Annotated in this window: 11 protein-coding genes; 9 read left to right on the forward strand and 2 right to left on the reverse strand. The window is 45.2% G+C overall.

Annotation, left to right across the window (positions count from 1 at the left end; all coding sequences use genetic code 11):
• The first annotated feature begins 84 nt into the window (after nt 1–84).
• The 4 genes from K1X61_05655 to K1X61_05670 all read left to right on the forward strand — a co-directional run bounded on the left by K1X61_05655 (nt 85) and on the right by K1X61_05670 (nt 3,782).
• The gene (locus K1X61_05655) at nt 85–684 is read left to right on the forward strand and encodes a hypothetical protein (protein ID MBX7108117.1); all 600 of its coding nucleotides are present in this window, start codon (nt 85–87) and stop codon (nt 682–684) included.
• 255 nt (nt 685–939) lie between these two features.
• Complete coding sequence (locus tag K1X61_05660) at nt 940–1,539, forward strand: GNAT family N-acetyltransferase (protein ID MBX7108118.1); 600 nt, start codon at nt 940–942, stop codon at nt 1,537–1,539.
• A 299-nt stretch (nt 1,540–1,838) separates the two neighbouring features.
• Complete coding sequence (locus tag K1X61_05665; protein ID MBX7108119.1) at nt 1,839–2,651, forward strand: T9SS type A sorting domain-containing protein; 813 nt, start codon at nt 1,839–1,841, stop codon at nt 2,649–2,651.
• Between the two features lie 309 nt (nt 2,652–2,960).
• Nucleotides 2,961–3,782 carry a T9SS type A sorting domain-containing protein gene (locus K1X61_05670; protein MBX7108120.1) on the forward strand — a complete coding sequence of 274 codons (822 nt, stop codon included), beginning with the start codon at nt 2,961–2,963 and terminating at the stop codon, nt 3,780–3,782.
• A gap of 320 nt (nt 3,783–4,102) precedes the next feature.
• Here K1X61_05670 and K1X61_05675 read toward each other — a convergent pair whose 3' ends face one another.
• Both K1X61_05675 and K1X61_05680 read right to left on the reverse strand, forming a co-directional pair.
• On the reverse strand, nt 4,103–5,443 hold the full coding sequence (locus K1X61_05675) for a RagB/SusD family nutrient uptake outer membrane protein (GenBank protein ID MBX7108121.1): 1,341 nt from the start codon (nt 5,441–5,443) through the stop codon (nt 4,103–4,105).
• Nucleotides 5,444–5,463: 20 nt separating this feature from the next.
• Nucleotides 5,464–8,460, reverse strand: a complete 2,997-nt coding sequence (locus K1X61_05680) for a SusC/RagA family TonB-linked outer membrane protein (protein MBX7108122.1) — start codon at nt 8,458–8,460, stop codon at nt 5,464–5,466.
• 212 nt (nt 8,461–8,672) lie between these two features.
• Between K1X61_05680 and K1X61_05685 the strand changes: the two genes are divergently transcribed.
• The 5 genes from K1X61_05685 (at nt 8,673) to K1X61_05705 (ending at nt 14,870) form a co-directional block, all read left to right on the forward strand.
• A complete protein-coding gene (locus K1X61_05685) occupies nt 8,673–9,143 on the forward strand; it encodes an NUDIX domain-containing protein (protein MBX7108123.1) in 471 nt (156 codons plus the stop codon).
• A gap of 253 nt (nt 9,144–9,396) precedes the next feature.
• Complete coding sequence (locus K1X61_05690) at nt 9,397–12,000, forward strand: TonB-dependent receptor (protein MBX7108124.1); 2,604 nt, start codon at nt 9,397–9,399, stop codon at nt 11,998–12,000.
• A 364-nt stretch (nt 12,001–12,364) separates the two neighbouring features.
• On the forward strand, nt 12,365–13,177 hold the full coding sequence (locus K1X61_05695; GenBank protein ID MBX7108125.1) for an AAA family ATPase: 813 nt from the start codon (nt 12,365–12,367) through the stop codon (nt 13,175–13,177).
• Complete coding sequence (locus K1X61_05700) at nt 13,170–14,042, forward strand: ParB/RepB/Spo0J family partition protein (GenBank protein ID MBX7108126.1); 873 nt, start codon at nt 13,170–13,172, stop codon at nt 14,040–14,042. The genes K1X61_05695 and K1X61_05700 overlap by 8 nt, the downstream gene beginning before the upstream one ends.
• 171 nt (nt 14,043–14,213) lie before the next feature.
• Nucleotides 14,214–14,870: a hypothetical protein gene (locus K1X61_05705; GenBank protein ID MBX7108127.1), complete on the forward strand. Its 657-nt coding sequence runs from the start codon at nt 14,214–14,216 to the stop codon at nt 14,868–14,870.
• Nucleotides 14,871–14,881: the final 11 nt, after the last annotated feature.

Genomic DNA, 14,881 nt, shown 5'->3' on the forward strand with positions numbered 1-14,881 from the left:
AGTAAATTTTGTATTGCTGAACTTTATTTGGAGGGAAGACTGCATCTTTAACACTTCACGCGCAACAACTGCCGGAGATTGCCTATGGATGCAACATTGAAATTCCTTCCCTACCTGAAGCCTGATGAAGAAATCCTTTGGTGCGGGCAGCCCAAGCGGGGCATTCAGTTGCGTGATGCCGATATCATCCTGATACCGATGAGTATTATCCTGGCAGGTTTTTCCATCATCCTCGACTACACGCTTTTGCATTATGATGCAGGTATTGTGCTGAAGTTTTTTGGTGTACTGTTAGGATTAGCTGGCCTCTACATGGGGCTGATCAGGTTCTTCACCGATGCTTCAAAAAGGGCACACACTTTTTACTGTATCACCACCAAACGGGTGATTGTATTAACGGGAAGAAAAAGGCCTGTGATAAAAACATTGCCGCTAAAAAATATTGACAGGATGGAAACAACAGATGAAAAAGATGGTTCGGGGTTTATCATATTCGGCAATACCAATCCATTGTATCCCTGGCTGTTGGGTGGATTCTATTTTGCGCACGATGCAGTGCCCGGATTGGAGATGCTGCATGATGTGAAGCAGGTATACAATATCATCAACAACCAGATAAAAGTGGAATTGCCGGCTGCACTTATCTCCAGTATCAGCAAAGAAAATACGAACGATTTAAACTGATTTTCACCGTCATGTTTTCCGTGTTGAGGCAACAATACAACCAGAAGTTATCTAAAATACCCGGAGTCATTCTTTCCTGATTGATCGGGAGCAGTATCTCTTCAATTCATTGACAGATGCCGGAATAAATTCGGTTTGACCGCATTGATTGCCTGTTTTGAGATAGCTTCTTCTTATCAGCTACTAATGAATATCCGGAAACGGCGGAATTCAGTTTACCCGGCAAGTTTTTTTAATGAAATGCATAAAGGCGATATGAAGAAATCATTTCCGAAAGCTGATGCCATAAAAATTGCACCCGTTTCCGGCGACAGCCAGTTGGACGAAATTCTGCAATTACAGCAAAGTAACCTGGCTTTATCACTGGATGAAAAGGAAATACAGGAGCAGGGCTTTGTGACGGTGCAGCATGATTTTGCAACACTGAAAGATATGCATGCCGAAGCTCCATCCATCGTGGCGCTCGATGAGCAGCGAGTTGTTGGCTATGCACTGGTGATGCCCGCTTCTTTTCGCAATAAGATACCTGTACTGGTTCCCATGTTCAACATGATTGACGCACTCGAATACCTTCATTATCCACTTCCCTCCTTCACCTATTTCGTGATGGGGCAGGTTTGCATTGCAAAAGATTACCGGGGGCATGGAATTTTTGGCCTGCTGTATGATGGACTAAAACGAGAATATGCATCCTGCTACAGGCTCCTCATTACTGAAGTCGCCAGCAGGAATAAACGTTCAATAAATGCCCACCTGCGGGTTGGACTGAAAGTGATACATCGCTATACAGATCCTTTCGGTGAAACATGGGAATTAATGCTGCTTGACTGGCACGCAACAGGCAAGTCAGCATAGAAGCCGGCCGATATTTATGCATAAACAATGATCATAACACTCGAAGTGCTGACCGTTTTTAGAAATAAAGTTGCTGATGCGTTGGTTTTTGCTATATGACTGCAGGCCGGCTAAAAGCCATTTCTGAGATGATCCGTATTAAGAATGTTGAAATGTTGATCTGTTGCTGCGATAGTTGTGCCTAGGCATGCAAACAAACGGCTATTAAGCCTTTTAGAACAGTGCCAGATTGTGCATTGCTTTATTTTGTAATCAAGATCATTTTTAACTATTTTTGAACTCAAACTAAATCCCTACTCATGAAAAAAGAACGCTCTACACTTTCCAAAAAAATTACCAGTTACTCTTCCCTGGCAGCATCCTTACTGACAGTATCAAATCTGGTAAATGCCCAGATTGTATATACAGATGTAAACCCGGATGATGCACAGGCAAATAATGGAGCTGAATATGATCTTGATCTTAATAATGACGCAACTGTTGATTTCAAAATAACGATCTCATCAACAGGCGGTGCTGTTAAGATGGCTGCTGAAGCTATAGGAGATAATGCCATTGCAGGCACCTATTACAGTCCATATATATACCCTTCAGCCTTTGCACTGAATGAAACTATCGGCGATAGCCGCACCTGGAATTCCGGTGCCGGGCAAACCTTAGCCAGCTCAGGTTATTTCCAGGGCGCTTATGGCCATTGGTTTGGAGCAGTGGATAAATACATGGGACTCAGGCTGAAAGTGGGAACTGATAATTTTTATGGCTGGATGCGGATGGATGTAGCGGAAGATGGCAAGTCGTTCGTAATAAAGGATTATGCTTATGAATCAGAGGAAGGCACAGCCATCAATGCCGGAGATGTGGGAAACGTTGGCATCACACCGGTACCTGCTTCCGGTATCAGGGTGTTTGCTGCTGATCAGCAGGTGCATGTTCAGCTCAGCAATAATGCAGAAGGAGATGTTATATTTTCCAACCTTGTTGGTCAGACTATCAAGGCAGTAAAAATTGATGCTGCTGAAATGACGATAGACATGGCCGGTCAGCCTACAGGTATTTATATGGTAACGGTTCGCCAGAATGGACAGGTTTTTTCTCAGAAAGTGGCACTCTGATAACTGATAATTCTAATTACTTTACAGGAGGCTATCCACAGATGATAGCCTCTTTTTTTTGCCCCGAATGTTGCGTGACTTTATAAATGGACTATGTGCCCAAAGCAACCTTGAGAGATGCAGCTAAACTTTCAGATATAATCGCCGGTATTGTAAAAACGATGATCAGGTGTGCAAGGATGCCCTGGTATACTTCCTCATAAAACATTTACTTGGCACCATTATAAAGTATTTGCTGAAAACACATGCAGTTTGTTTGAATTGCTTTATCTGATTTTTTAGCTTTGTGATTCACCAACCCATCCGTCAATGAAAAAGAACGCTACAGGTTTAAGTAAAAAAATCAAAGCCTATTCTTCCATGGCAGTGTCATTGTTCGCTGTATCCAATATGGCGAATGCACAGGTTATCTATACTGATATAGATCCTGATTATGCCGGTGCGGAGAATGGAGCAACCTACGACCTCGATCTGAATAATGACGGAACCGTAGATTTCAAAATCAACTACACCAGCAACGGACCGAGCTTTAAGCTGCTGATCAATGCCAACAGCAGCAATGCCATCGCAGGTACCTATCTGAATCCGCCTTACAAATACCCATCGGTACTGGAAGCCAATGCGGAGATCGGCGCTGACTTTCCTTTCACCTGGGTGACAGGTAATTATCAGACACTGGCCACCTCAGGATATTTCGGTGCTCCATACGGCTATTGGTTTGGAGCGGTGGATGGCTATATGGGGCTTAGGCTGAAATTGGGAACATCAGACTATTATGGCTGGCTGCGTATGGATGTGGCAGAAAATGGCCGGTCTTTCCTGGTTAAGGACTATGCTTATGAAAGCACGCCGGGAGATTCCATCCTGGCAGGCAATACCGGTAATGTTGGTATAGGATCATTCAGTGAATCAATATATAAAATATTTGCAGCGGATCAGCAAGTACATGTTCAGGTGCCACAGCATACCGCAGGAGCGATAACCATAACCAACCTGCTTGGCAGCACGGTTATATCAATACCCATAAATGCAACGGAGATGACTATTAATCTTGCAAACCAGCCGGCTGGCATCTACCTCGTTTCCATTTTTCAAGACGGCGAAACCTATACAAGGAAAATCAGGTTATAGATTGCATTATGCACCGGTCATAAAAGCAGCTAAAAAACAGCTGCTTTTTTTATGGAAATAATATCCTGTTCAAGCTTGGTGAATGCAAGATTGAATGACTAATCAGGAAGCGGTTTAAAAGCGCAGCAGGTGCAATGGCGAAGTCGTCGATTGCAACACTTTTAAATCATTGCAGTTTACAAACAGTAGTAAGTTTTTCCTCTGAATTTCCTTCACATTTCAGCTGATTATTTTTAACCGGAACACCGATTCACCCATTCCAAAAAAAAAGCGAGCTGCCTGCAACAGGCAACTCGCTTTCGGATTATTGTAAAAACAACCTATAACACTTCGCTGGCAGGCCTTGGAAACTGAACCCACACATCATCGCCCGGACGGTCAATCGGTAATTCGCCAAGCTTATTATACCTTCTCATATCCACCCAACGATGGCCTTCACCAAACAGTGAATACCGGCGTTGCTTCAGGATCTCATTAGTAACCTCGTCCTGCGAAGTGCCGCCGGTATAAGGAGAAAGGCCGGCAGCTGCACGAATTATGTTAACCGCATCAATTGCAGAACCGGAATTGCCGGTCTGATTTTTAGCTTCAGCATAAATCAGTAACAGCTCTTCATTGCGAATGATGCAAACCGGATCTGTATTGGACTTGTAAACCCATACATCGTAGTCACTGGTCAGATCATCAGCAAAAGCCGGTGCATCTCTCAGCACTGTCTTAGATGCCACCCTTGCATCGCCGGCTTCCGCATCCGTTATAAAGGAAGGCTGCGCGCATCTTGCATTGGAACCCGGCGAAGAATTTAGTGGAGTAAATGCATCATTTAGCAGGTCACCACCGGAAGTTGAATACACCATGTACACGCCCGTAGCGAGTTCACCTGACATGTCAAAAAATGATTCATTGAGTAATCCTTCAACATTAGTAAAATCGCCCTTATAAAGTGTAACCCTTGCGGCCAGTGCACGGTTAAACTTTGCAAAAGTTTCGGGTGTATCAAAACCAGTGAAGCCGCTTGTCAAAACAAAACGGAATACATCACCGGCATTGGTCAGATCATTATAACCTTCATCCAGCAGTTCCAGGATACCCTGAAGAGATGCATCATAACTTAAGAACGGACCGGGATTATCGGGATCTTCCACATCTACCCTGATACCATTCTGGTATTGCATATTCAGCGAATTCAGCATCTGCTGTGCCTGCATCGTTTTGGCAAAACCGAGGTAACCATTTTTCTCCTCATCAGTGATTGCAGCTGAAGTGTTTGCAATGGCATGGCGAAGAATCCATCCATTCCTTACAACGCGGTACTGATCGGCCCAGGGATTGGTGGTGTAAAAAGTATTCGGATCAAGCACCGAAGCTTCCTTTCCCAACAAGTCGGAGGTGAAGCGTGGATCTGAACCTGAATAACGATAGTAATCACGACCAATCACCGACACATCATCCAGGTAGGTATCGAAACGGTTACGCATACCGGAAAGCATGCCTGTTACAAGGTTGTTTAATTCATCAACCGTTGCATTGGCTTCAATGCCTTCCAGTGAAGGATTATTCGGGTCAACCTGCTCATCAATTTTGCAAGAGCTGAAACCCGCCACTAACATGACAACGACCATGGTGTTGAACATGTGTGATTTGATATGATTGAATTTCATGTGCTGAAATTTTTTACTGTTTAGAAATTAACGGTTACTGAAGCATAGAATCTCTTGGCAGAAGGGAATGGATTCACTTCCACACCGCTTGAAATTCCATTTCTTCCGAAGTTGGATACTTCCGGGTCGTAGCTCCTGTATTTAAAGAAGTTCAGCGCATTGTAAGCCGACAGTCCCACTTTTACCGATTGAATGGTATTATTGGTCTTGTTGCTCAGATCGCCGAAAGTGTAATACAATCCTGCTTCGCGCAGCCTAACATAACTGGCATCCTGTACAAAAACTTCAGCCGATGTGCCGAGCAGGCCCAGACGGTATGGTCCATTTGGCGTCACGCCTGCCGGATCAAGATCCACATCGTCAAAATCAGGACTTGTACCAAAAATATCGGTCAGCAGTGTAGTCAGGTTGATGTTGTCGCCTCCTTGCTTCCAGTGCAGTACAAATGCGAGTTCCCAGTTTTTCCAGTGCAGGTTTTCATTGAAAGAAACCTGGAAGTCAGGTTCTGCATCTCCCCAAACAACAAGTCCGTTATCCGATGTGTCTTTGCCCTCCGGATCTCCAATTCCCACAATTTGAGTAGCACTTGCTCCTTGCTGAATATAAAATGTGCCGAGCGTAGCGCCAAACGATCCTACCGCGTATGACGGAATGTCGAGGCGGGTGATCTCTGATTTGTTAAACCAGAAGTTGGTCTGGTTAAACCAGCTGAAGTTTTCCTTCTTGATGATGTCAACGCCTATGCCTAATTCAAGCCCTTTGTTTCTCAGCTCTGCTGCATTGGTAACCTTGGTGGTAAATCCGGTTGAGGAAGGCACCTGTGAAACGAGCAGCAAATCCGAAACATTCTTGATGTAATAAGTTGCTTCCACCGTGATACGACTGTCCAGGAATCCCATATCCGTACCGAATTCCAGTTCACTCTGGCGTTCCGGACCAACATCGCTGTTACCCTGGGTCGTATTGATCAGAGAGCCTGCTGTACCTTCAATGATCGTGCTGCCCAATGAAGTGAAGGCCGAGCCGAAGGGAGCAAAGTTACCCGACTGACCATAGGCTATACGCAGTTTAAACTGATTCATGTTTTCAGCATTCCAGAATGCAAACTCCGACAGGTTTAATGCTGCCGATGCTTTCGGATAGTAATAAACCTTATTCACGTCTCCGTTATTCGACGATTTATCGCCGCGCAAACCGGCAGTTAATATCACTTTATCATTCAGATTAAATTCAACCTGGCCAAAGCCGCCAAGATCCAGTTGCTTGCTCCTGAACTGATACATATCAACAGCGCCGGCCTGGCTTACATTGGTTTGTGCACCGATCAGTTGTGTTGCAGAGGCAATAATGGTGTTACGGTCGAAACTTTCGCGCGTCAACCCCGCCTGTGCGCGCACGTTAAAGCCGGCAGATGCCGGAAAGAAGGAATACACCAGGAAGGCAGATTCATTATCATTGAAACTCGTCGTAGTTCCTTGTATAGATGCTCCATTGGTACCATTGCCATTCTTTTCAAACTGCAGCTCTTTAGGAAATATAGCTGTGGTTTTAAAGGTATAAGCATCCAATCCGGCATTCATAATCAATTTCAGGGAATGACGTTCATTGCTGACAATCTTGGTCGTGAGGTTACCACCACCGATAAAGCGGTCTACAGCTTCATTATTCGTCATCAGATCGCGGGTCTGTAAAAAATTAGCAGCACTGTATGGATTATCAGGATAGTTACCTTCTGCATCCGCCTGCAGTTGCGCCCATGCCGGAGTGCCGGCAAAAGAGATACCCATCGTGGTGCTGGTATTGTCATTGTTGAAGTATCCGCGATCGGCAGAGCTCTTGATATAATTCGTGCTTACTGCCAGGTCAATACGCTGACTTACCTTATGATCAAGATTCAGGCGGACACTGGTTTTGTTGTAACCGGTATTTTCCACAATTCCGTCTTCCGCTTTATGGGCTATGCTGGCATAAAACGAAGATCTGTCAGTGGCATTGGCAAATGACAGCCTGGTATCAGATAAGAAACCAACGTTACCATACAACTCATTTTCATAATCGTGCAGTGTACCGGTTGCTTCCGCATCGAGGAAATTCTGCACTTCACCTTCGCCAAAACTACCGGCTACCTTGTCTGCATCCCATTGACGTGTACCCTGAGGATTCAACATGTTCTGAAAGCCTATAGATTGTGAGAACTCCACGTTGGCATGGTCATGAATGGATGATTTGCCTCTCTTTGTTGTAATAATCACCACACCGGAAGAAGCTCTTGATCCATAGATGGCTGCCGCGGATGCGCCTTTAAGAATTTCAATGGATTCAATATCCCCCGGATCAATGTCCGCGATGCGGTTGGAAGGATTATCCTGATCAAATTGCGCCGCATTTCCTCCGCCTGCAGCATTCGAAACAAGATTCAGCCCTGCGGCAATGGAAGAGTTGTCGACGTAAATGCCATCGACAATAAATAATGGTTGTGCCGGAGCATTAATAGAAGTGATACCACGCATACGAATGCCGATACCACCACCGGGAGCACCAGAACTCTGTGTAATCTGAGCCCCGGTGAATTTACCATAAATGGCACCGTCAAGGGTGGATTGCGTGGTAATTCCATTCAATTGCTTGGCATTGATAGATGCCACTGCATTCGCCGAATTGGTTCGTTTCACGCTCGTTGCCAAACCCGATACAATTACCTCATCGAGCTCCGTATTGGTTTCTTCAAGCGTCACATTGACCGTGCCCGCTGAAGACACAGATTTTTCCTGTGTCCGGTAACCCAGGTAAGAGTATACCAAGGTGGCGGAAGCGCCTGATACACGGATGGTATAATACCCGTTTTCATCAGTTACTGCACCCGTGTTGGTATTTTTAACGGAAACGGTAACCCCAATGAGCTGTTCGCCCTTATCGCTGGTTACGGTGCCGTTGACATCAAACTGTGCAAATACCGCATTACAAAACGCAGGTATTGCAATCAGTGTGACGCATAACTTGTACATAATCTGTTTCATGCGCGTTTGGTTTTAGTGTAACAATTGTAGTGAAATTTTTATTGATTTGTACCCGTCACTATTAAAAGATATATACAATGATTTTTTGAAAGTATGCTGAAAAGGGCAATTGACAAGATGTTCAGTATTCATTCACTTAATTTATTATACAGCAATGCTACAGGTCTATAAACTTGCTGCATCATAATTAATCTCAACGCAATCAGCGGTTCATGCAGGATCAAAAAACAAGTCCGGAAAAATTCACCATCAGGGTGTACGGCATTCTGATAGATGTAGCCAAAGGCATTCTGGTTGCAGATGAGATTCAACGTGGGCTTCGCATTACAAAATTCCCGGGAGGCGGGCTCGAGCACGGTGAAGGTACAAGGGATTGCCTCGTGCGTGAATGGATGGAAGAACTTAATCAGCGCATCAGGGTCACCAACCATCTGTATACCACAGACTTCTTTCAGCCTTCATCATTTGATCCGCGGCAGCAGGTTATCAGTATCTATTATCTGGTGGAAGAACTGGAGCAAACCACTATCCGTATAGCAAGCCGCCCATTCGATTTTGATGAAGTGAAGGAAGATGCTCAATCTTTCCGATGGATTTCTTTTAAAGAATTTCATCCGGACATGCTGACGTTGCCGATTGACAGGATCGCAGGACAAATTATCCAGCAGCAATGGTGCCTGTAGTGCCGGCTAATCTCCGGCTGCAGTACGCTGCTGTTTATTAATTAGCTGAAAAACCGTTACTGAAAATTTATTTCATTTGAATATTGGTAATTGATGTCCATCAGGATGAATGTCCGTCGCAGGCTGACTAAGGCCAGGTGCATGCTTTCATGAAAAGCCATGTTGAAAAACCTGTTATCAAAAAACTGCCGACAGCAATATTTATTGCAATTAAAACCCATACATTACTCACCCATCAAAAAAATAAGCACTCATGAAAAAACTATTTCTTCTCCTGGTTGCCCTGGTTTTTTGCCATTTCATGGTAATGGCGCAGTCGAATATCACCGGAAAAATCACCGATAAGAACAAGGAAGTTCTGATTGGTGTAACCGTTGCTGAAAAAGGCACAACCAATGGCGACTACACTGATGAAAATGGTAATTACAGCATTACCGTAAAAAAACTGCCGGCAGCTTTGGTATTCAGTTACATTGGTTATGTGACACAGGAAATTACTGTAACCGGTGCCACTAATCTTGATGTTATCATGAATGATGCTGCCACAGAACTGGCCGCTATTGAAGTGGTCGGCAGCCGTTCACTGAACCGTTCTATCACGAACACGCCAGTTCCGATTGATTACATTGACATTCAAAAAATCTCCAACAGTATGGGCCAGCTCGATGTCAATCAGTTGCTCCATTACCTTGCTCCTTCCTTTAATGCCAATAAGCAGTCCGGATCGGATGGTGCCGATCACACCGATCCTGCAACATTGCGCGGATTAGGACCTGACCAAACGCTCGTGCTCATTAACGGTAAACGACAGCATCAGTCTTCGCTCATCAATATTTACGGAACACGCGGACGTGGCAATACTGGAACTGACCTGGACGCTATTCCAATATCATCGATTGATCATATAGAAATTTTGCGCGACGGTGCGTCGGCGCAATACGGCTCTGATGCCATAGCCGGTGTCATTAATATTGTACTGAAAAAATCAACCGGTGAGTTTACCGGCAATGTGAATGCAGGTACCAATCTCGCTCAATACCGTTTTGATGATAAAAATTTTGATGGCGGAAAAGTGACACTGGGTGCCAACTATGGTTTCGCATTAGCCAAAAAAGGATACCTCAACCTTTCGGCAGATTATCTCAACAGCGGACATACTAACCGCGCCAATATTCCCGCCGACTGGTACCCGGGGAATACCGATGTCAGAAATGAGTTTGGCCAGGCAGCAGCGCAGGGGGCCGGATTTATGGTGAACTTCGAACTTCCGCTGAGTGACAGAACCGATGTCTACGCATTTGGAGGCTATAACTACCGCAAGACCGATGCTTATGCTTTCACCCGTGTTGCCGATGATGCACGCAACGTCATCAGCATTTATCCGGATGGCTTTGATCCCATTATCCAGTCAAAAATCGGAGACCTTACTTCAGCAGCAGGCATCCGCACCATGTTTGGCGAATGGAAATTTGACCTGAGTGATGCATACGGATCCAATAAGTTTCATTTTTTCGGCGATCATACATTAAACGCATCTCTTGAAGGTAGCTCGCCTACCTCCTTTGATGACGGAGGCACACAGCTTTCGCAGAATACACTTACACTGGATGCAAGCCGTTACTATAAGGATGTCATGAGCGGTTTCAATCTTGCTTTCGGTGCTGAATTCAGGACAGAGAATTACCAGATCTTCGCCGGTGAAGAAGGTTCATGGCAAACCTATGGCCCAGTAATCTTCTCGATAGATTCCGAAACCGGTGACACCACCTTCAGGCCGGGCGGCTCACAGGGTTTTCCCGGGTTCAGGCCGGCCAATGAAGTGAATGAGAACCGTAATAATATCGGCGGGTATGCAGACGCTGAACTGGACATCACGGATGACTTTATGATTGACGTCGCATTACGTGCTGAAAATTACAGCGATTTCGGTGCTACCATAAACGGGAAACTTGCCGCACGATATGCCATCAGCAACAATTTCTCATTGCGAGGTTCTGCGAGCACCGGCTTCAGGGCTCCGTCACTTGCACAGGTGTATTTCAACCAGACATTTACGAATGTGCAGAACGGAAAAATTTTTGATGCAGTAATTGCCAATAATGTTGATCCGATTACTGTGGCCCTTGGTATTCCACCATTAAAAGAAGAAACGGCCTTCACGGGAAGCCTTGGATTCACTGCCGGCAACGGTAAAGGATTTACCGCAACCGTAGATGGTTATTATGTTCAGATCAAAGACCGTATCGTGCTCACCGGTCAGTTTGACAACAGCGATCCTATCATTGGCCCAACACTCGACGCACTCAACGTCACGGCAGCACAGTTTTTCACGAATGCAGTGAATACCACAACGCTTGGCCTGGATGTGGTGCTGAACTATTTCCTTCACCTGAATAACAACGATCACCTGACATTCTCACTCGTTGGCAATATCAACAATATGAAGGTTGATGCGGTAAATACTACCGGATTGCTGGAAGGAAAACAGGATTCCTACTTTGGACCGCGCGACAGCGCCTTCCTCGTTAATTCAGCTCCTCCTTCCAAATTTAACCTCGGAGTTGCCTACGATCACAAGCGATTCAGCGCCAACCTGCACATCAACGAATGGGCGCCGCTCACTTTTTATGATTATGATCCCAAGCCTTATACCTACGACATGAAGTTTACGGTAGATCTGACACTGGGATATAACATTACCGATAATATTGCATTGAACATTGGTGGAGTCAACTTATTTAATACGTATCCCGATTACTACGACCCGTATCAGACAGAAACCGGCGGAGCATGGGATGCAGTGCAAATGGGTTTTGACGGTACCTTCCTTTTCGCAAAAGTCGGCTTGAAGTTTTAGATAGGTTTTTGGGCGTTAACCGGCCTGTAATCATCGCGGAGTTTACTGCTCCGCTGATTGCAGGCCGGTGTATTTATGGGTCAATCCAATTTGTATTTGTCCTGCGTTCAACCGTTGGCTGCAATCTGTTTCCATATTGTGCATGCCACCTGCAGAACGGATTCCTGAACAAAAAAATACCTCTCCGGATGGAATAACAGCCAAATCAATAATGCGTGATTGATCGCTGTCATGGCCAGTTAGCACGAAAGGCTTCATCCTGTGAATAACTTTCAATCCGATATCGCTAATGACACCTCCATAATTGTACCTTTGGCAATAGGCCACCCGTAAAGGAAAATCGGGCGGATGAAACATCCTGAACATGGGAAAAGTTATAGCCATAGCCAATCAGAAAGGCGGTGTGGGAAAAACCACTTCGGCCATTAACCTGGCCTCTTCGCTGGCCGTTCTCGAATATAAGACCCTGCTCATTGATGCAGATCCACAGTCAAATGCCACCTCTGGAATCGGCTTTGATCCAAAAAATATTACCACCAGCATCTATGAATGCCTGATCGGTGAACAGAAAATCAAGGATATCATCCTGAAGACACAGACGCCCAACCTTTTCCTGGTGCCGGCACACCTCGACCTGGTAGGTGCAGAAATAGAACTCATCAACCATCCAAACCGCGAACGTATCATGCGGCAGGTGCTGGAGGATATACGCGACCAGTTTGACTATATCATCATCGACTGTTCACCATCACTTGGTCTGATAACGGTAAATGCGCTCACCGCTGCTGATGCTGTACTCGTTCCTGTGCAATGTGAATACTTTGCACTGGAAGGACTTGGTAAATTGCTCAATACCATAAAAATCATACAGACACGGCTGAATCCGGATCTTGAAATTGAAGGCATCGTACTCACCATGTATGACAGCAGGTTGCGGCTCAGTAACCAGGTGGTGGAAGAGGTACGTCGTCACTTCGGCGACCTTGCATTTGATACTATCATTCACCGCAATACCCGCTTGGGTGAAGCTCCCAGCTTCGGCAAGTCAGTGATCATGTATGATGCAGATAGCAAAGGTGCCATCAACTACCTTAATCTTGCACGTGAAATCCTGCAGAAGAACGATAGCACCAAGATGAAATCAGCGGAAAAAATTATTGATTTCAACCATGACTAATAAACGACCTGATTTAGGCAAGGGCATCCGTGCGTTGCTTGAAAATATGGATTCTTCTGTGAGTAACGAAGCATCCATTCTTGGCAGCACTACCAATATTCCCATGGATCAGATTGAGGTAAATCCGTTTCAGCCAAGACACGACTTTGACGAAGTGGCGCTGCAGGAACTTTCTGATTCTATCAAAGTGCATGGTGTAATTCAACCTATAACGGTAAGAAAAATTGCGGCGAAGAAATACCAGATTATTGCGGGTGAACGCCGGCTGCGTGCAGCTAAATCCGCCGGACTAACCGAGATTCCCGCCTTCATCCGGTCGGCCGATGATGAACAGATGCTCGAGATGGCATTAATTGAAAACACGCATCGTGAAGATCTTAATGCCATGGAAGTGGCTATTAACTACAAAAGACTGATTGATGAATGTAACCTGAAACAGGAAGACCTGGCGGAAAAAGTTGGTAAAAACCGCACTACGGTAACCAACTACCTGCGGCTGCTGAAACTGCCGCCGGAAATACAGCAGGCCATTAAAAGCAAAGTGATTAGCATGGCACACGCCCGCGCCATTATTAATGTTGAAGATCCGCTTGTTCAATTGCATATTTATAAGGAAACCGTTAAGCATGATTTATCGGTACGCGCTGTTGAAACCCTTGTGCGCGAATACACAAGGGTTAAGAAACCCACAGAAAAAAAATCGGCTACTTTGCCTTTCGCTTATCAGCGGCTGCAGGAAAAGATAGCTTCCCATCTTGCTACAAAAGTGGTGATTCAGCGTAAACGGCTTGGAAAAGGTGAAATAGTTATTTCTTTCTTTTCCGATACAGATCTTGAGCGTTTAACCGATCTCCTGAGCGAGTAATTCAAATCGCATCTCAATTAACAGCATGAACTCTCCCTATGCTGATTTAACCCATTGTACGGGTTAACCCTGTCAATGCTTTCTCCCTGCTTTCGATTGAGTTTCAGGTCATGAATAATTCTTTCCTTTTCTTTGCGTTATCGTAACCCTACACTAGATAGAGCCCGGGCATTGACACAGACTTTTATTTTTCGTTTTGCGCTGAAAGGACTTTTGCCTTTCATCCTGTCATGGAGCGCCCTCAGTTTATCGGCAAAGGCGCAGGATACCTTGCAGTTGTCATCACCGGATACCACCAAACTGAAAAGTGCACAGACATTCCACTTGTTTCCGGATGTTCACTCGCCCAAAGCTGCCGGCATTGCCTCCGCAGTGCTCCCGGGCCTTGGTCAGGCCTACAACAGGAAATACTGGAAGATTCCAATCATTTATGCTGGCCTCGCCACCGCCGGTTATTTTATCTACTATAATTACACCATATATAATAACTTCCAAAAAGCATATGAGTTACGCAACGACGGGGATACATCTACCAACCTTAGTTCATTCGAAGTCTGGTATATTACCAGCACGCAAACGATTTATACCGATGGCTATGAAAGCACCCAATTGTCTGAACTGAGCAATATCTATCGCCGTAATACCGACCTTTCCATCATTGTGGCAGCCGGAATCTATGCGCTGAATATCATCGATGCCGTTGTTGATGCACATCTTTTTCAGTTTGATGTAAGTGATAACCTCAGCATGAACCTGCAGCCATTCTACGCACCCGGCGTCACAGGAAAGGCACGTGGCGGTGTGATGCTGACAATGAATTTGAAGTAACAAAAATAAAT

The sequence above is a fragment of the Chitinophagales bacterium genome (assembly GCA_019694975.1).
In the GTDB taxonomy this organism is placed as follows: domain Bacteria; phylum Bacteroidota; class Bacteroidia; order Chitinophagales; family UBA10324; genus JACCZZ01.

What these genes read in the sequence shown, in the direction of transcription:
- K1X61_05655 (MBX7108117.1), top strand. Translation starts at nt 85, where the DNA reads ATGGATGCAACATTGAAATTCCTTCCCTACCTGAAGCCTGATGAAGAA.
- K1X61_05660 (MBX7108118.1), top strand. Translation starts at nt 940, where the DNA reads ATGAAGAAATCATTTCCGAAAGCTGATGCCATAAAAATTGCACCCGTT.
- K1X61_05665 (MBX7108119.1), top strand. Translation starts at nt 1,839, where the DNA reads ATGAAAAAAGAACGCTCTACACTTTCCAAAAAAATTACCAGTTACTCT.
- K1X61_05670 (MBX7108120.1), top strand. Translation starts at nt 2,961, where the DNA reads ATGAAAAAGAACGCTACAGGTTTAAGTAAAAAAATCAAAGCCTATTCT.
- K1X61_05675 (MBX7108121.1), bottom strand. Translation starts at nt 5,443, where the DNA reads ATGAAATTCAATCATATCAAATCACACATGTTCAACACCATGGTCGTT.
- K1X61_05680 (MBX7108122.1), bottom strand. Translation starts at nt 8,460, where the DNA reads ATGAAACAGATTATGTACAAGTTATGCGTCACACTGATTGCAATACCT.
- K1X61_05685 (MBX7108123.1), top strand. Translation starts at nt 8,673, where the DNA reads ATGCAGGATCAAAAAACAAGTCCGGAAAAATTCACCATCAGGGTGTAC.
- K1X61_05690 (MBX7108124.1), top strand. Translation starts at nt 9,397, where the DNA reads ATGAAAAAACTATTTCTTCTCCTGGTTGCCCTGGTTTTTTGCCATTTC.
- K1X61_05695 (MBX7108125.1), top strand. Translation starts at nt 12,365, where the DNA reads ATGGGAAAAGTTATAGCCATAGCCAATCAGAAAGGCGGTGTGGGAAAA.
- K1X61_05700 (MBX7108126.1), top strand. Translation starts at nt 13,170, where the DNA reads ATGACTAATAAACGACCTGATTTAGGCAAGGGCATCCGTGCGTTGCTT.